Here is a 21,303-nt window from a genome sequence, read left to right as displayed (position 1 = left end):
CCGCCATGGAGGGCCTGCGTGTGTTCGCTCACACCATCCTGCGCGCATTAGCACTGATGTACGTGAAACCGCCAGCCATCGGGGTTTCACAGATTTCCTTGGATAAAAAGAAGCACGGGGTACACAACTGATGGACGCAACATCCACAACCACCACCGCGAAAAGCGGGCACGAGAGCAAGCTCAGTGCCTCGCTCAAGTCGCGCCACCTGACGATGATGTCGATCGCCGGGGTTATCGGCGGCGCCTTGTTCGTCGGTTCCGGCAGCGTGATTCACAGCGCCGGCCCAGCCGCTGTGCTGGCCTACCTGGCAGGCGGCATCCTGGTGGTACTGATCATGCGCATGCTGGGTGAAATGGCGACTTCCTCGCCAGACACCGGTTCGTTCTCCACCTACGCCGATCGCGCCATCGGCCGTTGGGCCGGTTTCACCATCGGCTGGCTGTACTGGTGGTACTGGGTCATCCTCATGGCCTGGGAAGCTTATGTGGCGGGCAAGATCCTGCATGGTTTCTTCCCCGACGTCAGCGTCAACGTGTTCGTGCTGGCCACGACCCTGTTGCTGATCACCGTCAACTTCTTCAACGTCAAGCACTACGGTGAGTTCGAGTTCTGGTTCGCCTTGATCAAGGTGATCGCGATCGTCTGCTTCCTGATCGTGTGTACCGCTGCCGTGCTGAACATCTGGCAGTTCGGTGAAGTGCGTGGCATCAGCCACCTCACCGCCGAAGGCTTCATGCCCAATGGCATCACCACCGTGATCGGTGCCTTGCTCGGGGTGATGTTCGCCTTCCTCGGCGCGGAAATCGTCACCATCGCCGCTTCCGAAGCCAAGGACCCGGCTGCGCAGATCGTCAAGGCGACCAACTCGGTGGTCTGGCGTGTGTGCCTGTTCTACGTGGGTTCGATCTTCCTGATCGTTTGCCTGGTACCGTGGAACGACCCGCACCTGGGCGTTTCCGGCTATGGCGCCTACCGCCGCACCCTGGAGCTGCTGGGCGTGCCGTATGCCGAGCTGCTGATGAACTTCGTGGTGCTGACCTCGGTGAGCAGCTGCCTGATCTCGGGCCACTACACCGCTTCGCGCATGCTGTTCTCCCTGGCCCAGCGTGGCGACGCGCCGTCGTTCTTCAAGATCACCCGCGCTGGCACCGGTGTACCGGTGTACGCGATCATGGGTTCGTGCGCCGTGGCCGTGGTGTGTGCGCTGATCAACTTCAGCGAGACCCTGCGCCCGAAAGATGTGCTGGAAACCCTGATGAACACCACCGGCATGATTGCCCTGCTGGTGTACCTGGTGATTGCCTTCTCGCAGCTGCGCATGCGCCGCAAGCTGATTGCCGAAGGCAAGGAAGTACGCCTGAAGATGTGGCTGTTCCCATGGCTGACCTACCTGGTGATCGCGTTCATCGTGGCCGCCCTGGTAACCATGGCCTTCATGCCTGACTACCAGATCCTGGTGATCTCCACCGGTATCGCCGCGGCAATCGTGGTGGCGATGGGTGTGGTGCACCAGATCCGCACTGGCAAGCAGCACTAAGCGTCACTCGCTTCTCGAAACGGCCGGCTCCCTCGGGGACCCGGCCGTTTCGCGTTGTTGGGCATGGTTTTTTTCCGCTGGCATGTGAAAGCGCTGGTTCATCCAGGGCGAGCCGAGCAGGGCGGCGGTGGCGATCAGGGCCAGGATGGCGAGGGCGATGAAAGCTTTCATGGAGGGGCGCATACATGGACGACACCAAGCATAGGTGGTCAGTTCCGGCCCTATCGCCGGCAAGCCAGCTCCCACAGGTATTGCGCATGGCTTGAGATCGGTGCGTTCCCTGTGGGAGCTGGCTTGCCGGCGATAGGGCCCTCAAAGCCGACAGATGGCATATGCTGAACACATTGCCCGCCCAAAGGAGCTTCACATGGCCTGGTCCGCCACCCAGTATTCGCTGTTCGAAGACGAGCGTACCCGCGCCGTGCGCGATCTGCTCGCCGCTGTGCCACCACGCCCGGTACGCCACGCCACCGACCTGGGCTGTGGCCCTGGCAATTCCACCGAGGTGCTGCTGCAACGTTACCCGGATGCCCAGGTGACGGCCCTGGACAGTGACCCGGACATGATCGAAAAGGCCCGCGAGCGCAAACGGCTGTGCATCCCCCGGGTGCGCACTATCGTCGCTGACATTGCCGGCTGGTCCGCCCCCGAGCCGCAGGACCTGATCCTGGCAAATGCCTCGCTGCAATGGGTACCCGACCACGCCTCGCTGTACCCGCACCTGGTGCGCCAGTTGAGCGAAGGTGCCAGCCTGGCCGTGCAGACCCCGGACAACCTTGACGAGCCGGCCCACCGGCAGCTGCGCGAAATCGCCAGCCAGGGCCCCTGGGCGGCGAAATTCGCTGATTTCCAGCTGCCACCACGGCACAGCGCGGCGTTCTACTACGACCTGCTCAGCCCGCTGTGTGCACGGGTGGATGTGTGGCGCACCACCTACCACCACCCGTTGGCCGGTGGCGCCGAAACCGTGGTGGAATGGTTCAAGGGTTCGGCCTTGCGACCGTATCTGGCGCGGTTGGAGGAGCAGGAGCAGGCGGATTTCCTGCAGATGTATCTGCAGGCGATGCAGCGCGACTACCCGCCGGCCACCGATGGCAAGGTGCTGTTGCCGTTCCCGCGGCTATTCGTGATCGCTACCCGCTAGGGCGGCGCCAGCGCCAGGCCACGTAACTGTAGATGCCGAGGTTGAGCAGCAGCACGAAAGTGCCCAGCAGCAGCTGGATGTGCGGTGTCAGCCCGGCGGGGTAGATCAACGGCCAGATATAGTGCTCGACGAAGCCGCCCTGGTAACCCGCGTCACCAGCCGCGCTGCGCATGCGGTTTTCCCAGGTGGTCAGCGGGCAGCCCAGGTGCAGGCATTCCACCGCCAGGCCCCAGGCCAGCGCCGGCAGGTGCAGCAGCAGGGCAGGGCGCCAGCGCAGTACCAGCAGGCCGCCGAACAGCACCAGCAGGATGAAGAGCAGGTGCAGCAGGACCAGGCTGTCGGCGGCAAGGCGGTAGAGCATGGTTTGTGTGCCGAGGGTTGAGGTTATCCCAGCATAGTTGGGTTGCCTGTACCGGCCTCTTCGCGGGCTTGCCCGCTCCCACAGGATCACCACAGGTTTTGAATGCTGTGCTGTGCCTGTAGGAGCGGGCAAGCCCGCGAAGAGGCCGGCACAGGCTTACAACCCTTCCTCCACCATCTGCAGGAAGGTCGCCACCACCCGCCGCGTGCGCTGCTCGCTCAGGCACACCAGTGTCTCGGTCAGGTGCCGCTGGCAATCGACGATCGGCAACGCGCACACCCGCGCATCCGCACCAAACTCCGCCGCCGACACCACCCCCACACCAATCCCCACCACCACCGCTTCCCGCGCCGCTTCCCGGCCTTCCACCTGGATCGCGGGGCGAATCCGCAGCCCGGCCCGTTGCATTTCTTCTTCCAGCGTCTGCCGTGTCACCGACCCGGGCTCGCGCAGCACCAGCGGCGTATCGTCCAGATCCGCCAGGCTGATCGCGCCGCGGCTGGCCCATGGGTGCTGGTGGGAAACGAACGCCACCATCGGGTCGCGGCGCAGCGGCAGGCAGTGCAGGCGCTCATCGTCGACGTCCCGCCCCAGCAGGGCCAGGTCGGCCTGGTAGCTGAACAGCCGGGCCAGCGATTCGTCGGTGTTGCCGGTCTCGATCTTCACCTGGATGCCCGGGTAGCGCTGGCAGAAGCGGGCGATCTGCGGCAGCACGTGCACCGGCGCATCCACCGCCAGCACCAGGCTGCCGGTGTGCAGCGCACGCGAATCCTGCAGCAGTTCATGGGCCTCGGCCTCGCAGGCGAACAGGCGCTGGCTGATGCCCAGCAGGCGCTCGCCGAGGTCGGTGAGCTGCACCGAACGCTTGTTGCGGTGGAACAGCAAGACGCCGAAGCGCTCCTCCAGTTTGCGCACCTGGTCCGACACCGCCGGCTGGGTAAGAAACAGCTTTTCGGCGGCGCGGGTAAAGCTGCCGTGAACGGCCACGGCATGGAAGGCCTTGAGTTGTGCGTGGGAAACCGACATGACGACCTCAGTAACAAGCTGAGCTTATGTGTGAAATACGATAAATCGATTTTATTTATCTTAGCGCAACTGTTTCCATGCATGTCAGCCCGACGCTGGTACCACAAGTGCCGCCAGGGCCATGGCACCCATACGGCGCCATCTGACCCGATGACAGCCTCGTCATCGCTGTGCGTAACACAAGAACAAGACAGGCGTTTCTTCACATTCTGCCGGCACACTCAAGCAAGAGGTCAGACTTACATGAATCAATCCCTAGCCGCGTTCAAACGCTGGCGTATCCAGATTTTCGCCATTACCTGGCTGGCCTACGCCGCCTTCTACTTCACCCGCAAGGCCTTCTCGGTGGCCAAGCTGGGCATCGGTGAAGACCCCAACTTCATGCTCGACAAGGCCGCCATGGCCAACCTCGACGCCATCTACCTGGCCGCCTACGCCGTGGGCCAGTTCACCTGGGGCATGCTTGCCGACCGCTTTGGCCCACGCGTGGTGGTGCTCGGCGGCCTGCTGATTTCTGCTGCTGCGGCGGTGGTGATGGGCAGTTACGCCACCTTCCCGATCTTCGCCACCTGCATGCTGGTGCAGGGCCTGGCGCAATCCACTGGCTGGGCCGGGTTGTGCAAGAACATCGGCAGCTTCTTCCCGGCGTCGCAGCGTGGGCGGGTGCTGGGCCTTTGGAGTTCCTGCTATGCCTTCGGCGGCCTGGTGGCCTCGCCGTTCGCCGGCTGGTGGGCCTATACCCTGGTCGGTACCTGGCACGCGGCGTTCTTCTCCAGTGCCGCGGTGGTGGCGCTGGTGGCCGTGCTGTTCTTCTTCCTGCAGCGCAACAAGCCTGAAGACGTCGGCCTGCCGGCGGTGGAGCCCGAGCCGCAGAGCATGGCCCCGGCCGGCAACCTGTGCAGCGTGTGGGCGCCGCTGAAGGAGATCATGCGCAACCGCACGGTGCTGACCCTGGGGCTGGCGTACTTCCTGTTGAAGCCGGCGCGCTACGCCATCCTGCTGTGGGGGCCGGTGATCGTCTTCGAGCAGATGCCCTCGGTGGGCAAGGTGGGGGCAGCAATCATCCCGACAGCCTTCGAACTGGCCGGGCTGCTCGGCCCGATCATCATCGGCCTGGCCTCCGACAAGCTGTTCGGCGCCAGGCGCATGCCGGCCTGTGTCATCAGCCTGGTGTTGCTGACCGTGGCGTTGGCGGCGTTCATGGCGGCCATGCACACCGGCAGCGTGATCCTGGTGGTGGCCCTGCTGTTCGTCATGGGCCTGACCCTGTATGGGCCGGACTCGATGATCAGCGGCGCTGCGGCCATCGACTTCGGCACTGCCAAGGCCGGCGCCACCGCAGCAGGCTTCGTCAACGGCTGTGGCTCGGTGGGGGCGGTGCTGGGCGGGCTGCTGCCGGGGTACTTCGATGGTGTCACGGTGTTCATCGTGTTCGCCGGCTGCGCGCTGTTCTCGGCGCTGGTGCTGCTGCCGCACTGGAACAGCCGCCCGGCCAGCGCTGCGCAAAGTACCGACGTGGCACCGAATACCAGCATGGCAATCAAGCCACTGCGTACCTGAAAGGAAAGCGAGCGAATGAGACCCTTCTGGCTGCAACAGGCCCTGGATTCGGCGCAAGAGGCGGTGTGCCCGCCGCTGCAAGGCGATGCCCGTTGCGATGTATGCATCGTCGGCGGCGGCTATACCGGCCTGTGGACCGCACTGATGCTCAAGGAAGCGGTGCCGGCCCTGGATATCGTGCTGATCGAGGCCGATATCTGCGGTGCCGGTGCCAGTGGCCGCAATGGTGGCTGTGCGTTGTCCTGGTCGGCCAAGTACTTCACCCTCGAGCGGTTGTTCGGGGTGGCCGAGGCGGTGCGCCTGGTGCGTGAGTCGGAGCGCAGCATCGGTGAGATCGGCGCGTTCTGCGCGGCCAATGGCATCGACTGCGACTACCGCCTGGACGGCACGCTGTACACCGCCACCAACGCCGCCCAGGTCGGCGCCACCGACGCGGTGATCGCCGCGCTGGAGCAAAAGGGGATCAATTCGTTTCGCCGCCTGCCGCTGCAGCAGGTGCAGCGCCTGGCGGGTTCGGCGCGGCACCTGGAAGGCTGGTTCTCGCCGGCCGCGGCCACGGTGCAGCCGGGCAAGCTGGTGCGCGGCCTGCGCGGGGTGGCCTTGCAGCGCGGCGTGCGCATCCATGAGGGCACCGCCATGACCGGCCTGGAGCACGGCGCCCCGGTGCAGGTGCGCACGGCCCATGGCACGGTGCGCGCCGACCGCGTGGTATTGGGCCTGAATGCCTGGATGGCGCGGGCTTTCCCACAGTTCGAACGCAGCGTGGCGATTGTTTCCAGCGACATGGTGATCACCGAACCTTGCCCCGAGCTGCTGCACCAGGTCGGCCTGGACAGCGGCATCAGCGTGCTCGATTCGCGGATTTTCGTGCATTACTACCACAACACCTCCGATGGTCGGCTGATGCTCGGCAAGGGCGGCAATACCTTCGCCTATGGCGGGCGCATGCTGCCGGTGTTCGACCAGCCGTCGCCGTACCGGCCGCTGCTGCGTGAAAGCCTGGGCGGTTTCTTCCCGGCGCTGGCCGAGGTGCCGCTGGCGGCCAGCTGGAACGGGCCGTCTGACCGCTCGGTGACCGGTTTGCCGTTCTTTGGCCGGCTGGACGGGCAGGGCAACGTGTTCTACGGCTTTGGTTACTCCGGCAGCGGCGTCGGGCCCTGCCACATGGGCGGGCAGATTCTGTCGTCGCTGGCCCTGGGGCTGGACAACCCATGGACCCGTTCGCCGCTGGTCAAGGGACCGCTGGGGCTGTTCCCGCCCGAGCCGATTCGCTACCTGGGCTCGCTGATGGTACGCAATGCCATCCGCCGCAAGGAGCGGGCCGAGGACCGTGGGCTGCGGCCGCGCAGGCTGGATGTGCGCCTGGCGCGGTTTGCCGCGGCGGCGGGCAAGGCCGATAAAGGCTGATGAGATTTCTTGTCGAACACAGGCCAGAGGGCGTATAAACTGCACCCACTTTTGGCCGGTCGCTTCCTGAACCGGCCGCTGAAACAAGAGAGTCGACATGGGCGCACAGTGGAAAGCCAAACATAAAGAAGCCGCGGCCAACGCCAAAGGCAAGATCATGGGCAAGCTGTCCAAAGAGATCCAGATCGCCGCCAAGTCCGGCGCCGACCCGGACATGAACCCACGCCTGCGCCTGGCCATCGAGCAGGCCAAGAAGGCCTCGATGACCCGCGAGACCCTGGAGCGCGCAATCCGCAAGGGCGCGGGCCTGGACGGCGATGCCGTGCAGTACTCGGCGGTAAGCTACGAAGGTTTCGCCCCGCACCAGGTACCGCTGATCGTCGAGTGCCTGACCGACAACGTCAACCGCACCGTCGCGCAAATCCGCGTGCTGTTCCGCAAGGGCCAGCTGGGTGCCAGCGGTTCGGTGGCCTGGGATTTCAACCACGTCGGCCTGATCGAAGCCACCCCGAGCGGCGACGCCGACCCGGAAATGGCGGCCATCGAAGCCGGTGCCCAGGACTTTGAAGACGGCGACGAAGAGGGTTCGACCCTGTTCATCACCGACACCACCGACCTGGACGCGGTGCAGAAGGCCCTGCCGGAGCACGGCTTCACCGTGACCTCGGCGAAGATCGGCTACACCCCGAAGAACCCGGTGAGCGCGGCCACCCTGAGTGCCGAGGCGCTGGCCGAGGTGGAAGCGTTCCTCGAAGCCATCGACGAGAACGATGACGTGCAGAACGTTTATGTTGGTCTGACTGACTGATCTGCTTCTCTGGGGCCGCTTTGCGGCCCAATCGCCGGCAAGCCAGCTCCCACAGGTACAGCACAAGCCCCGATGGTTGTGGTGACCCTGTGGGAGCTGGCTTGCCGGCGATTGGGCCGGTCGATCCTCTGGAAGGGAGCCTGTATGAACCCCGCTTTCGCCTCCCTCAGCCTCGCCCACCTGCGCACCCTCGACCACCTGCTGCAGCTGAAGAACCTCAGCCACGCCGCCGAGCGCCTGGGCGTCAGCCAGTCCGCCCTCAGCCGCCAGTTGGCCCACCTGCGCGAAGCCTTCGACGACCCCTTGCTGGTACGCCAGGGCCGCGGTTACGTGCTCAGCGAACACGCCGAAGCCCTGGTCGAACCCCTGCGCCAGGTTCTCGAAGAGCTGCACGCCCTGCGCCAGCCCGCGGTGTTCGACCCGGCGCGCTGCGAGCGGCGTTTCTGCCTGGCTGCATCAGACTATGTGGCCGAGCACATGCTGCCGCTGCTGGTGGCGGCGCTGGAGCGCGAAGCGCCGGGTGTTTCGCTGGAGTACCGTACCTGGCAGGCCGGCCAGTACGCCTTGCTGGCCAGCGGCGAGATCGACCTGGCCACCACCTTGTTCGACGAGTCGCCACCCAACCTGCACGGGCGCCTGTTGGGCGAGGACCGCGCGGTGTGCCTGATGCGCCACGACCACCCGCTGGCCGCCCGTGGCGCGCTCAGCCAGGCCGACTACCTGGCGCACAAGCATGTGCGTATTTCCGGTGGAGGTGACAAGGACAGCTTCATCGACCGCCACTTGCGCGCCCAGGGCCTGCAACGGCGGGTCAGCCTGGAAGTGCCGTTCTTCTCTGCCACCGTGCAGGTGATCGCCAACAGCCAGGCGCTGGCCACCGTGCCCGAGCACATCGCCCGGCAGCTGTGCCGCCTGCATGACCTGGCCTGGCGGCCGCTGGGCTTCATCGACCACAGCCAGCGCTACTGGGTGGTGTGGCACCAGCGCCTGCAGGCCTCGGCCGAACACCGCTGGTTGCGCAACCGGGTGTTCGAGTTGTGGCGCCAGTCGCAGTTCGGTGTGCAGGGCGGGCATGCGGGTTTGCCATAGCAGGTATGCGCGAGGCGGGGTTATTTACTTCGGGTCAGGTGCCTAGACTGGGGCATTGTGTTGCCTGTAGCGGCCTCTTCGCGGGCACGCCCGCTCCCACAGGTACTGCATCGCTCTCAAGCCTGGTGCAATACCTGTGGGAGCGGGCGTGCCCGCGAAGAGGCCAGCACAGGCAGCGAAAAACCCACAGGAGACCCCAGGTGACCCCCGAACAATTCCGCCAGTACGGCCACCAACTGATCGACCTGATCGCCGACTACCGCCAGTCCGTCGGCGAGCGCCCGGTCATGGCCCAGGTCGAGCCCGGCTATCTCAAGGCCGCCTTGCCCGCTCAGGCCCCCCTGCAAGGCGAACCTTTCGCTGCGATCCTCGACGACGTCAACCAGTTGGTCATGCCCGGCCTGTCCCATTGGCAGCACCCGGACTTCTACGGCTACTTCCCCTCCAATGGCACCCTGTCGTCGGTCCTCGGTGACTTCCTCAGCACTGGCCTGGGCGTGCTGGGCCTTTCGTGGCAGTCCAGCCCGGCCCTGAGCGAGCTGGAGGAAACCACCCTCGACTGGCTGCGTCAGTTGCTCGGCCTGTCTGGCCAATGGAGCGGGGTGATCCAGGACACCGCATCCACCAGCACCCTGGTGGCGCTGATCTGCGCGCGGGAACGCGCCAGCGACTACGCACTGGTACGCGGCGGCCTGCAAGCCCAGGCCAGGCCGCTGATCGTCTATGTCAGCGCCCATGCCCACAGCTCGGTGGACAAGGCCGCATTGCTGGCAGGTTTCGGTCGCGACAACATCCGCCTGATCCCGACCGACGAACGCCATGCCCTGCGCCCGGAAGCACTGCAGGCGGCGATCGAGCAGGACCTGGCCGCCGGCAACCAGCCCTGCGCCGTAGTCGCGACCACCGGCACCACCGCCACCACGGCCCTCGACCCGCTGCGGCCGATCGGCGAGATCGCCCAGGCCCATGGCCTGTGGCTGCACGTGGACTCGGCCATGGCCGGCTCGGCGATGATCCTGCCGGAATGCCGCTGGATGTGGGACGGCATCGAGCTGGCCGATTCGCTGGTGGTCAACGCGCACAAGTGGCTGGGCGTGGCCTTCGATTGCTCGATCTACTACGTGCGCGACCCGCAGCACCTGATCCGGGTGATGAGCACCAACCCCAGCTACCTGCAGTCGGCGGTGGATGGCGAGGTGAAGAACCTGCGTGACTGGGGTATCCCGCTGGGCCGCCGGTTCCGCGCGTTGAAGCTTTGGTTCATGCTGCGCAGCGAGGGGGTCGAGGCGTTGCAGGCACGGCTGCGGCGTGACCTGGACAATGCCCAGTGGCTGGCCGGGCAAATCGGCGCGGCGGCGGAGTGGGAGGTGCTGGCGCCGGTGCAGTTGCAGACGTTGTGCATTCGCCATCGGCCGGCGGGGCTGGAAGGGGAGGCGCTGGATGCGCATACCAAGGGCTGGGCCGAACGGCTGAACGCGTCCGGGGATGCCTATGTGACGCCGGCGACGCTGGATGGACGGTGGATGGTGCGGGTGTCGATTGGCGCATTGCCGACCGAGCGGGAGCATGTCGAACAGCTCTGGGCGCGCCTGCAGGAAGTGGTCAAGGGCTGAAGCTGCCGGGGCCGCGTTGCGGCCCATTCGCCGGCAAGCCAGCTCCCACAGGGACCGCACAAGGCCTGAAGCCTGTGCGGTCAAGGTGGGAGCTGGCTTGCCGGCTAAAGGGCTCCCACAGGGACCGCACAAGACTTGAAGCCTGTGCGGTCAAGGTAGGAGCTGGCTTGCCGGCGAAGGGCACCCACAGGGACCGCACAAGACTTGAAGCCTGTGCGGTCAAGGTAGGAGCTGGCTTGCCGGCGAAAGGGCTCCCACAGGGACCGCACAAGACCTGGAGCCTATGCGGTCAAGGTGGGAGCGGGCATGCCCGCGAATGGGCTGCAGAGCAGCCCCCTGCAATCTGTCAGTGGCTCACTGCCTGAAAGCTCCCTTTACGGCTAGCCTCATACGCGGTCTTGTCCATCGGTTTGGCATCGGGGTTGCCAAGGTCTTCCATTGCCAGGCGATGGGTTTCCGGGGCGATGTACGCTGCCAGGGCACACACGCAGGTGATGAAGAACGCCAGGCCACCGACCACCAGCGGGATGTTGTCCGAACCAGGCGGGGCAACCAGGGCGAACAGTGCCGGCAGCATGGCGGTCAGCATGGTGCCGATGTTCTGCGCGATGGCCATGGCCGAAACACGGTAGCGGGTGTGGAACAGCTCTGGGTAGAAGCTTGGGAACACCGCGTTGTAACCCTGGTACACCATGCCCCACATGACGATGGAAGAGGCGAACGCCAGCGGTACGTTCTGGATGCTGATCGCATACAGGTAGACGAAAGCCAGCAGGCCCGAGCCCAGGCAACCGGCGATCATGGTCGGGCGACGGCCGATCTTGTCGGAAAGGTTGCCGACAAACGGAATCACCAGCACCGCGACGATGTTGCCGACTACCGGAATCCACAGGTACACGCTCTTGTCGAAGCCGATGCCATAGGCCGGCTGCACCGCGTAGGCCGCACCGAAGATGGTGGCGACCACCGGGATCACGTTCATCAGGGCCATGAACATCACCAGCACCATGTGCTTCCAGCTGTGGCGGAAGGCCTCGCTGATCGGCGACTTGGCGACTTTGTCCTGCTTCTCTTCCTTCACGAACGCCGGGGTTTCGTGCACTTCCTTGCGAATGATGAAGCCGGCGATCAGCACGATGGCGCTCATCAGGAATGGAATGCGCCAGCCCCAGTCGTTGAAGGCTTCGCTGGGCATGAAGTAGGCCAGTGGCAGGAACACTGCCGCCGCCAGCACCTGGCCAGCCTGCACGCCTTGCAGGGTGAAGCTGGCGTAGTAGCCCCGTCGACCGAACGGTGCGTGCTCCATGATCATCGAACTGGCACCGGAGATTTCCCCGGCCACGGCAAAGCCCTGGATCAGGCGCAGCACTACCAGCAAGGCCGGGGCGAGCAGGCCGATGTCGTGGTAGGTGGGCAGCAGGCCCACGGCCATCGTCGACAGGCCCATCAGGAACATGCACAGCAGCAGTACGTTCTTGCGGCCGCGGGTGTCACCCCAGTGGCCCAGCACGAAGGCGCCGACCGGGCGCGCCAGGTAACCCACGCCGTAAGTGGCCAGCGAGGCAATGATGGCCATTTTCGGGTCGGTGTTGGGGAAGAAGATCTGCGGGAAAATCAGCGCAGCGGCCTGGGCGTAAATGAAGAAGTCGTAGTACTCGAGTGCCGAGCCTATCCATCCACTGGCGGTCGCTTTCTTGGCTTGAGAGCTGGAGTGAGCCATCGTTGTCTCCGTTGTTATTGTTGTTTGCACAGGTTCCGCCGGAGATTCGCCAAGGCAGGAGGCGAGGGTCGGTGTGCCTGCGTCTGTGGTTCATGTTGACCACGGGCCAGTGGGCTGGCAATTCGCTAAAACCGGTTTTGTGCGATAATCGAACGCAAAACTAACCATTCCGTACAAAGAGATTGAAGCGACGACTTTACCTGCGAATAATCGATCGTGCCAGGAACTGTGGCACTGATTTTCCAGGCCCGGCCCAATCGCCGGCAAGCCAGCTCCCACAAGGTATGCGCCAATTCTGTGGGAGCTGGCTTGCCGGCGATTGGGCCGGTACAGGCAGCCCTGGCCTCAACCCTCTAACAACAAGGAACTCCCGCCATGCAGCGTTCGATCGCTACCGTGTCCTTGAGCGGCACCCTGCCGGAAAAGCTCGAAGCCATCGCCGCCGCCGGTTTTGACGGCGTCGAGATCTTCGAAAACGACCTGCTCTATTACGCCGGCAGCCCGCGCCAGGTTCGGCAGATGTGCGCCGACCTGGGTATTGCCATCACCCTGTTTCAGCCGTTCCGCGACTTCGAGGGCTGCCGCCGCGACCGCCTGCAGAAAAACCTCGACCGCGCCGAGCGCAAGTTCGACCTGATGCAGGAACTGGGTACCGACTTGGTGCTGGTGTGCAGCAACGTCCAGGCCGATGCCCTGGGCGAAGAGCAATTGCTGGTCGACGACCTGCGCCTGCTGGCCGAGCACGCTGGCAAACGCGGCCTGCGCATTGGCTACGAAGCCTTGGCCTGGGGCCGCCACGTCAACACCTACCAGCAAGTCTGGAACCTGGTGCGCCAGGCCGACCACCCGGCCCTCGGGGTGATTCTCGACAGCTTCCACACCTTGTCGCTCAAGGGCGACCCGAGCGCGATCCGCGACATCCCCGGCGACAAGATCTTCTTCGTGCAAATGGCCGACGCGCCGATCCTGGCCATGGATGTGCTGGAGTGGAGCCGCCACTTCCGCTGCTTCCCGGGGCAGGGCGAGATGGACATGGCCGGTTTCCTGGCGCCAATCCTTGCCACCGGCTACCGCGGGCCGCTGTCGCTGGAAATTTTCAACGACGGCTTCCGCGCCGCACCGCCCCGGCAGAACGCCGCCGACGGCCTGCGTTCGCTGCTGTACCTCGAAGAGCACACCCGCCTGCGCCTGGAGCAGGAAGGTACCCCGATCGAGCCCGGTGTGCTGTTCACCCCGCCGGCGGCCAGTGCCTATGACGGCGTGGAGTTCCTCGAATTCGCAGTCGACGAAGCCGTTGGCGCGCGCCTGGGCAGCTGGCTGAAGCGCCTGGGCTTTGCCGATGCAGGCAAGCACCGCAGCAAAGAGGTGCAGCTGCTGCGCCAGGGCGATATCAACATTGTGCTGAACGCCGAACCCTATTCCTTCGGCCACAACTTCTTCGAGGCCCACGGGCCGTCGCTGTGCGCCACCGCGCTGCGGGTCAAGGACCAGCAAGCCGCCCTGAAGCGCGCCACCGCCTTCCGTGGCCAGCCGTTCCGTGGCCTGGTCGGGCCCAACGAGTGCGAAGTGCCGGCGGTACGTGCGCCAGATGGCAGCCTGCTGTACCTGGTGGAGCAGGGCACTGCCGGCCAGACCCTGTACGACACCGACTTCAGCCTGGACAAGAACGCCACGGCCACCGGCGGCCTGCGCCGTATCGACCACATGGCCCTGGCCCTGCCGGCCGAGTCGCTGGACAGCTGGGTGCTGTTCTACAAGAGCCTGTTCGATTTCGCTGCCGACGACGAAGTGGTGCTGCCGGACCCTTATGGCCTGGTCAAGAGCCGCGCCCTGCGTAGCCAGTGCGGCACCCTGCGCCTGCCGCTGAACATCTCGGAAAACCGCAACACCGCCATCGCCCATGCGCTGTCCAGCTACCGCGGTTCGGGCGTGCACCACATCGCCTTCGATTGCGACGACATCTTCCGCGAAGTGGCGCGGGCCAAACTGGCTGGGGTACCGTTGCTGGAGATCCCGCTGAACTACTACGACGACCTGGCGGCGCGTTTCGATTTCGACGACGAGTTCCTCAGCGAACTGGCCTACTACAACGTGCTGTACGACCGCGATGCCCAGGGCGGCGAGCTGTTCCACGTGTACACCGAGCCGTTCGAAGAGCGTTTCTTCTTCGAGATCATCCAGCGCAAGGGAGGGTACGCCGGTTACGGTGCGGCCAACGTCGCGGTGCGCCTGGCAGCCATGGCCAAGGCCCGCAGCGGGGCGGCGCGCAAGCCAGTCCTGTAGTTGCTGCCTGTACCGGCCTCATCGCCGGCAAGCCAGCTCCCACAGGATCACCACGGCCCGATAGGCCAGTGCAGTACCTGTGGGAGCTGGCTTGCCGGCGATGAGGCCGGTAAAGCCACTGCGGTTCAGCGCCCCTCGGCCACCAACAGCAGCGACTGCGGCAGCGCACTCTGCGGGTGCTGTGGCTCCTGCAGGCTGACCAGCCGCAACCCCGCCATGTCCAGCGCGTTCAACCAGCTGGCCAGGGTACGGAAGTACCACGGCATCACCTGCCAATCCCCGGCGAACCCGGCAAACGCCTCCTCCCGCCAGCCATCCTGGTAATCTCCATCCGCCACGCTCCACGGGTGCAGGGTCTGGATCACCAGCGCACCGCCGGGCGCCAGCAACGCATTCATCGCCGCCAGCAACGGGATAATGTCCTGCTGCAACAGGGCGAAGTTGGCACAGATCAGGTCATAGTCCTTGCCAACATAGGCCTGCCCGGCGGCCAGCTGTGCATAGCTGGCCAGGTGCACCTCGGCGGAGCCTGCAGCACGGGCAGCATCCACCAGCGCCCGGTCTCCATCCACACCTACCGCCTCGATACCCCGGTCGCCCAGCGCGCGCAGCAGCCAGCCTTCACCACAGCCCAGGTCGAGCACCCGTTCGGGCTGGCGGCCAAGAATGGCCAGCAGGATGGCCTGGTCGGTGACCTGTCGGCGGCTCTCGATACTGCCGCTGCGCACCGCATCGATCCAGGCCTGGGCGTTGTGCTGCCAGCTGTCGAGCAAGGCGTCTTCAGGGTTGCGCATGGTCATCTCCGTCGTGCTCGTTTCCGCTGGCGGCCACCAGAGCGCTCAGCCGGCCGCAGCGCGCTGTCGCTTGATCCGGTACATATCGCCATCAGCATGGCGCAGCAGCATGTCGGCATCGTTGCCGTCCTCGGGGAAACGGGCCACGCCAATGCTGCAGGATGGCGCATCGATGCCCGCAAACTCGGCGCCGAGTGGCTCGGCCATGGTGGCCAGGATGCGTGCCACCTGCTCGGCGATGGCCTCTGGCGACACGTAGTCGGTCAGCAGCACGGTGAACTCGTCACCTCCCATCCGCGCCACTGTATCGGTCGCACCTACGCAGCCTTCCAGGCGCCGGGCCAGGGTGCACAGCACCCGGTCACCCACGCTGTGGCCATGGTTGTCGTTGATATCCTTGAAGTCATTGATATCGATGAACAGCAACGCCAGCGGGTGGTTGTGGTGCCGGGCCGCGGCAAGGGCTGTGTCCAGCCGCTCATTGAACATGGCCCGGTTGGCCAGGCGGGTGAGTGGGTCATGGTGGGCCAGGAAGCGCAGTTCCTCCTCGGCCTGGCGTTGGGCGGTGACATCCCGCGCCACACCGATGCGGGCATCGGCCTCATCGGACCAGCAGGCGGCCCACAGGATATGCACGATACCGCCATCCTTGCGGATGTAGCGGTTGCGGAAGTCGTAGTGGGATTGGCCGTTCATCACCCGGACGATCGATGCGCGGGTGATCGCCAGGTCGTCAGGGTGCATGTAGTCGGTGATCGGGGTGCCGATCAGTTCGCAGGCCCGGTAGCCCAGCAGCGCCTCGCAGGCATCGCTGACGAAAACGATCTGGTTGTCCCGGTCGACCACGAACACCGTGTCCAGCATCAGGTGGATCAGCCTGGGGTATAACGCTTGCAGGTCTACGGGCATGGGGCAGGGTGTCCGCGGCGGGGTGACCGATCATAGCCTGAAATGGAACAGAATGCGGTAGGCACCGCATACCCTGTGGGAGCGGGCATGCCCGCGAACACCGGCGCAGCCGGTGCCATCCACCGCGTCGCCTGCTTCGCGGGCATGCCCGCTCCCACAGGGCTGCCCGATAGTCAGTTGCTCACCACCAGTTCCGGCCCGAGGTAATCGTTGATCTGCTGGATATCGTCATCCCCCAGGCTGCCCACCGACGATGCCAGGCGCAGCCGCGACATCAGGTAGTTCAGCTTCGCCTCGAACAGGTCATGCCGGGCGTCAAACAGCAACTCCTCGGCATTGAGCACATCCGAGTTGGTACTGGTGCCGCCTTCCCTGAAACCCTTGCGGGCCGAAAGCAGCGAGCGTTCGTTGGACGCCACGGCCTTTTCCAGCGCCTGAATGCGCAAGGCGCCACTCTGCACGCCGCGGTACTCGCGGGTGGTGCCGGAAATCACTTCCTCGCGCGTGGCGTCCAGTTCATCCAGGGCCTTGGAACTGTTGGCGCTGGCCTGGCGGGTGAGGGCGCTGGTGCTGCCGCCGCTGTACAACGGAATGTTCAGCTCCAGCCCGATCGAGCTGTAGTGGTTGCGCTGGTTCAGTTCGGAAATCGACTGGCTGCTGCCGGCGGTATAGCCCGCCACGAAATCCAGGGTCGGCCAGTGCCCGGCGCGGGCGCGTTTCACTTCTTCTTCGGCCAGCTCGTAGTTGTGCCGGCGCGCATGAATCAATGGGCTGTCGGCCTGGGCCTTGACCAGCCAGTCCTGCAGGTTGCCCGGCATCAGCGGCGGGGTGCTGAAGCCCGGCTGCAAGGTGGTCAGCGACTCCGGCGTTTCACCGATGTATTCCTCCAGCTTGCGGCGGGCGTTGACCAGGTTGTCCTGGGCCTCGATCAGGTCGGCCTCGGCCAGGTCGCGACGGGCTACAGACTCGTCGATATCGGTGATGGTGCCGGCACCCAGCTCCATGCGCCGCTTCGCCGACGCCAGCTGCTCTTCGAAGGCATTCAGCTTGGCTTTGGCCAGGGTGATGGTTTCGCTGGCCAGCAGCACGTCGAAGTAGGCGTCGGCCAGGCGCACCGCAGCGTCCTGGGTCTTGGCATCGAACACCGCCACGCTGTAGTCGGCACGTTGCTGGCCCTGGCGGTACTCGGCCATCTTCTGCTTGTTGAACAGCGGTTGGCGCAACCGCACGTTGGCACCCTTGGAGTCATAGTCCAGGTCGCTGTCCCGGCCATTCTGCCGCTGGCTGCCATTGACCTTGTTGAAGTAGCCCGCAGCGTTGATCTGCGGCAGCAGGCCGGCCTCGCCGATGGCGCGGTTCTCACTGCCGGCTTCTTTCTCGTGCACCGCGGCGCGGTAGATCGGGCCCTGGTACTGCAGCAGGTCCCAGGCTTGCTTCAGGTCCATGGCACTGGCCTGTACGGACAACCCCAACAGGCACAACATCAGGCACGGGCGATTCATGTCATTGCTCCTTGAACGAGGCGTCCACGCGTTCGAGCATCGGCTTGAGCAGGTAGCTGAGCAGGTTGCGCTCGCCGGTCTTGATGGTGACGGTGGCCGGCATGCCGGGGCGGATGTGGTTGCTGCCCAGCAGGCCCATGCCGCCTTGCGTCACTTCCACTTGGGCCAGGTAGTACGGCTGCTTGCTTTCTTCGTCCATCAGGCGGTCGGCGGAAATGGTCATGACCCGCCCGGGGATGTTCGGTGTCTTCGCATGGTTGAAGGCCGGGAAGGCGAGGTCCACGTCCAGGCCCGGCACCATCTTGTCGATGGCCTGCACCGGGATCATTGCGTCGACCTGCAACGGCTGGTCGAGCGGCACCACCTCCATGATCTTGGCCCCAGGCTGGATGATGCCGCCGACCGTGGCGATGCTCAGTGCCTGGACCATGCCGTCGATCGGCGAGCGGATCACCGTGTGGGTCACTTCGTAGTCCAGCGCGCGCAGGCGATCGGCCAGGGTGGTGTTCTCCTTGGCGGTATCGGTCAGTTGCGATTCCACTTCCTTGAGGTAGTCGTGCTGGCGTTGCAGGATGCGCAGCTTGATCTCGGTGGCCTGGCTGCGCGCCCGGGCAATGTTGTTGAGGTTTTCGGCCTGGCCGGCGGACAGGTCGGCATTGTTGCGCTCCAGCTCCAGCAGGCGATTGCGTGGCACATAGCCTTCGGCGGCCAGCACGCGTGTGCCTTGCAGTTCCTGGTTGAGGAAGCCGATCTGCGAGGCGCGGGCGCCGTACACCTGCTGCAGGCCCTTGAGCTGCACCGCCGTGGCGGCCAGGTTTTCCTCGAGGATGCTCAGTTCACCAGCAAGGCCGGCGCGGCGGGTGTCCAGCAGGCGCTGTTGCAGGTCCATGGCTGCCAGCAGGCGCGGGTCGTTGCCGTAGTGCTTGAGCAGGGCAGGGTCGAAGGTGACCTTGTCGCGGCCATCGCGCTCGGCTTCCAGGCGGTTTTCCACGGTCTTGCTGACGATGTACTGGGCACTGACCGCGCCCTGTTCGGCCACCGCACGCAGGGCGTCCAGGCGTACCACCTCCTGGCCTTTCTTCACCATGTCGCCTTCACGCACCAGGATCGCCTCGACCGTGCCGCCGGTCAGGTGCTGCACCGCCTTGCGGTTGCTGGTGACCTTGACCGTGCCGGTGGCGACCACCCCGGCATCCAGTGGCGCCAGGCACGACCACAGCAGGAAGCCGCCAAAGCCGGCGATGACCATCCATACGCCCCAGCGTGCCGGCCGGCCCATGTCCAGGTCGATACCGTTGCGGGCCTCGGCGGGAATCAATTCGGTGTGTTGGGTCATCTGCATGATCGATCACTCCCGTGCTTTTACCGAGGCCAGCGGCGCTGCGGTCGCCGCCGGGATCACGCTGGCCTTGCGCAGCGCAGCGAACACTTCGTCGCGGCTGCCGAGCATGTGCACGGCACCGTCACGCAGCATCAGCACCTTGTCGACCGCGCACAGCACATTAGGCCGGTGGGAAATCAGGATTACCGTGGCCCCGCGCGCCTTGAGTTCGGCCAGCGCATCGACCAAGGCCTTTTCGCCAACGTCATCGAGGTTGGCGTTGGGCTCGTCCAGCACCACCAGGTTCGGCTCGCCATACAGCGCACGGGCCAGGGCGATGCGTTGCTTCTGGCCACCGGACAGCGGGCTGCCGTCGGCTGCCAGGCGGGTGTCGTAGCCCTGCGGGAAGCGCAGGATCATGTCGTGCACGCCACTGCTGCGGGCAGCGCGGATCACCGCTTCGCTGTCCACTTCGGTGAAGCGTGCGATGTTCTCGGCGATGGTGCCCTCGAACAACTCCACGTCCTGCGGCAGATAGCCGAGCCACGGGCCAAGTTCGGCCTTGTTCCAGGTGAAGATGTCGGCGCCGTCCAGGCGCACCTTGCCGGCCTGGGTCGGCCACACGCCTACCAGCAGGCGGGCGAGGGTGGATTTGCCCGAGGCCGAAGGGCCGATGATGCCCAGGCTTTCACCCGGGACCAGGCTGAAGCTGACCCCGCGCACGATGTTGTTGTTGGTGCCGGGGGCGCCGGCGATCACGTTTTCCACGGCCAGCATGCCCATTGGCCGCTGCAGCGACATGCTCGGTGGCCGCTGCGGGTAGTCGTGCAGCAGGTCGTTGAGCCGGCCCCAGGCGGAACGGCAGCCCAGCAGTTGCTTCCACGCGGCGATCGCCTGTTCAACCGGGGCCAGGGCGCGGCCGGTAAGGATCGAGCAGGCGATCATCATGCCGGGGGTGATCTTGCCTTCGATCGCCAGCAGCGCGCCGGCACCGAGGATCACTGACTGCAAGGTGATGCGCACGAAGCGCCCGGTGCTGCTGATCATTGCGGCGCGGTCGGAGGCCAGGGTCTGCATCTGCAGGATGCGCAAGTGCCCCTGGTACCAGCGCTTGCCTATCTCCGGCAGCATGCCCATGGCTTCGATCACTTCGGCGTTGCGCAGGTTGTTGTTGGCATAGCTGGCCGACGACATGGCCGCCTGGTTGGCCTCGGCCAAGGGTTTTTGCGTGGCCTTCTCGGTGAGGTAGGCCAGGCCCACCAGGATCAGCGAACCGATCAGCGTCACCAGCCCCAGCAGTGGGTGGATCAGGTAGCAGACCAGCAGGTAGATCGGCGTCCAGGGGGCATCGAAGAAGGCGAACAGGCCGTTGCCGGTCAGAAACTGGCGCACCTGCGCAAGGTCCTGCAGGGCCTGGGCCGGGTTGCCGCCGGCGCGGCTCAGGTTGCGTTCGAAGGCAGCGCTGAAGATGCGTCGGTTGAGGTCCATGTCGAGGAAGTTGCCGACCCGGATCAGTACGCGGGTACGGACCATCTCCAGGGCCGACATCAGCATGAACAAGCCGATCACCAGCAGGGTGAGCATGGTCAGGGTGGTGACGTTGCGGCTGACCAGGGCGCGGTCGTACACCTGCAACATATAAATTGCTGGCGTCAACATCATGACGTTTATGACGCCGCTGAAGGCGGCCAGGGCAAAAAAGCTGCGGCGCAGGCGGAACAGCACGTCGGCCAGCTCGGAACGAGTGCGTGGTGGCTTGTGCATCGGGGCCTCCCTTTATCACAAATCGGGAAGCCCTTGCGGCGCCCCGTGCAGCGGTAATCGTGGCTTCTGGTTGGCTCGCAGGCGGATCGCTCTAATGGCGGATGCTCCAAAACGCTGCGCTGCTCCCACATGCTGGAGCGTAGGTTGCAGCGACATAGCCGGTAATATCGTTTCGCTCTATGAAGTCTTTGAACTTTTCATAAGTGCCAAAAAAAACAGCTATTTGCATCGCATTATCATCGCCAGATGATTTTTTCGACGGGATATTGACAACCTTTTCGCCTGCGACTTTAGTCTGATGTATTCGGGCCCTGTGCGAGCTGGGGTCGATGCATGTGCGTTACAGCTGTATCGCATGCTTAACAAGGCCCCCCGGATGGTGGGTGCCGGCTTGCGAATGATGAGGCCAGTGGGGGCCAGCACAAGAGTGTTGTGCCCACTGAACCTGGACCACCGAACCAG

General features: G+C 65.0%; 17 protein-coding genes. 8 read left to right on the top strand and 9 right to left on the bottom strand.

Annotated elements, in window-relative coordinates; translation table 11 throughout:
• The first annotated feature begins 130 nt into the window (after positions 1–130).
• On the top strand, positions 131–1,540 hold the full coding sequence (locus CAG22_RS21875; protein ID WP_025338600.1) for an amino acid permease: 1,410 nt from the start codon (positions 131–133) through the stop codon (positions 1,538–1,540).
• Between the two features lie 3 nt (positions 1,541–1,543).
• Here the strand turns inward: CAG22_RS21875 and CAG22_RS21870 are convergent, their stop codons facing one another.
• On the bottom strand, positions 1,544–1,711 hold the full coding sequence (locus CAG22_RS21870) for a hypothetical protein (RefSeq protein ID WP_371858551.1): 168 nt from the start codon (positions 1,709–1,711) through the stop codon (positions 1,544–1,546).
• 196 nt (positions 1,712–1,907) lie between these two features.
• Here CAG22_RS21870 and tam point away from each other — a divergent pair, with 196 nt between their 5' ends.
• The gene (gene tam / locus CAG22_RS21865; RefSeq protein WP_085706166.1) at positions 1,908–2,684 is read left to right on the top strand and encodes a trans-aconitate 2-methyltransferase; all 777 of its coding nucleotides are present in this window, start codon (positions 1,908–1,910) and stop codon (positions 2,682–2,684) included.
• Here tam and CAG22_RS21860 read toward each other — a convergent pair.
• On the bottom strand, positions 2,674–3,045 hold the full coding sequence (locus tag CAG22_RS21860) for a DUF2784 domain-containing protein (RefSeq protein WP_085619203.1): 372 nt from the start codon (positions 3,043–3,045) through the stop codon (positions 2,674–2,676). The two genes, tam and CAG22_RS21860, sit on opposite strands and share 11 nt — an antisense overlap.
• Before the next feature lie 156 nt (positions 3,046–3,201).
• Positions 3,202–4,071, bottom strand: a complete 870-nt coding sequence (locus CAG22_RS21855; protein WP_013972053.1) for a LysR substrate-binding domain-containing protein — start codon at positions 4,069–4,071, stop codon at positions 3,202–3,204.
• A gap of 243 nt (positions 4,072–4,314) precedes the next feature.
• Here CAG22_RS21855 and CAG22_RS21850 point away from each other — a divergent pair, with 243 nt between their 5' ends.
• The 5 genes from CAG22_RS21850 (at position 4,315) to CAG22_RS21830 (ending at position 10,548) form a co-directional block, all read left to right on the top strand.
• Entirely contained in the window at positions 4,315–5,631 is a 1,317-nt protein-coding gene (locus CAG22_RS21850; RefSeq protein ID WP_085592731.1) for an MFS transporter, read from the top strand.
• A gap of 15 nt (positions 5,632–5,646) precedes the next feature.
• Positions 5,647–7,038, top strand: coding sequence for an FAD-dependent oxidoreductase (locus CAG22_RS21845; protein WP_085706165.1), 1,392 nt, complete (start codon positions 5,647–5,649; stop codon positions 7,036–7,038).
• Between the two features lie 97 nt (positions 7,039–7,135).
• Positions 7,136–7,846, top strand: a complete 711-nt coding sequence (locus CAG22_RS21840; RefSeq protein WP_085592727.1) for a YebC/PmpR family DNA-binding transcriptional regulator — start codon at positions 7,136–7,138, stop codon at positions 7,844–7,846.
• Between the two features lie 144 nt (positions 7,847–7,990).
• Positions 7,991–8,935, top strand: coding sequence for a LysR family transcriptional regulator (locus CAG22_RS21835; protein WP_025338607.1), 945 nt, complete (start codon positions 7,991–7,993; stop codon positions 8,933–8,935).
• Positions 8,936–9,135: 200 nt separating this feature from the next.
• Positions 9,136–10,548, top strand: coding sequence for a DOPA decarboxylase (locus tag CAG22_RS21830; protein ID WP_085706164.1), 1,413 nt, complete (start codon positions 9,136–9,138; stop codon positions 10,546–10,548).
• Between the two features lie 346 nt (positions 10,549–10,894).
• Here CAG22_RS21830 and CAG22_RS21825 read toward each other — a convergent pair whose 3' ends face one another.
• The gene (locus tag CAG22_RS21825; RefSeq protein ID WP_025338609.1) at positions 10,895–12,268 is read right to left on the bottom strand and encodes an MFS transporter; all 1,374 of its coding nucleotides are present in this window, start codon (positions 12,266–12,268) and stop codon (positions 10,895–10,897) included.
• Positions 12,269–12,643: 375 nt separating this feature from the next.
• Between CAG22_RS21825 and quiC the strand changes: the two genes are divergently transcribed.
• Entirely contained in the window at positions 12,644–14,551 is a 1,908-nt protein-coding gene (quiC, locus tag CAG22_RS21820) for a 3-dehydroshikimate dehydratase QuiC (protein ID WP_085692039.1), read from the top strand.
• A 125-nt stretch (positions 14,552–14,676) separates the two neighbouring features.
• On the opposite strand, the gene CAG22_RS21815 is transcribed toward quiC, so the two are convergent.
• The 5 genes from CAG22_RS21815 to CAG22_RS21795 form a co-directional block, all read right to left on the bottom strand.
• Positions 14,677–15,345 (bottom strand): bifunctional 2-polyprenyl-6-hydroxyphenol methylase/3-demethylubiquinol 3-O-methyltransferase UbiG, encoded by a 669-nt coding sequence (locus CAG22_RS21815; RefSeq protein WP_085706194.1) that lies wholly within the window; start codon positions 15,343–15,345, stop codon positions 14,677–14,679.
• Positions 15,346–15,390: 45 nt separating this feature from the next.
• A complete protein-coding gene (locus CAG22_RS21810; protein ID WP_085706163.1) occupies positions 15,391–16,254 on the bottom strand; it encodes a sensor domain-containing diguanylate cyclase in 864 nt (287 codons plus the stop codon).
• A gap of 173 nt (positions 16,255–16,427) precedes the next feature.
• Positions 16,428–17,756 carry a TolC family outer membrane protein gene (locus tag CAG22_RS21805; RefSeq protein WP_085592713.1) on the bottom strand — a complete coding sequence of 443 codons (1,329 nt, stop codon included), beginning with the start codon at positions 17,754–17,756 and terminating at the stop codon, positions 16,428–16,430.
• 1 nt (position 17,757) lies between these two features.
• Positions 17,758–19,098: an HlyD family type I secretion periplasmic adaptor subunit gene (locus tag CAG22_RS21800; protein WP_085592711.1), complete on the bottom strand. Its 1,341-nt coding sequence runs from the start codon at positions 19,096–19,098 to the stop codon at positions 17,758–17,760.
• 6 nt (positions 19,099–19,104) lie between these two features.
• A complete protein-coding gene (locus tag CAG22_RS21795) occupies positions 19,105–20,841 on the bottom strand; it encodes a type I secretion system permease/ATPase (protein WP_085592709.1) in 1,737 nt (578 codons plus the stop codon).
• Positions 20,842–21,303 lie beyond the last annotated feature (462 nt).

The sequence above is a fragment of the Pseudomonas sp. B8(2017) genome (assembly GCF_002113575.1).
In the GTDB taxonomy this organism is placed as follows: Bacteria; Pseudomonadota; Gammaproteobacteria; order Pseudomonadales; family Pseudomonadaceae; genus Aquipseudomonas; species Aquipseudomonas putida_Z.
This window is presented reverse-complemented; position numbering and strand designations above follow the sequence as displayed.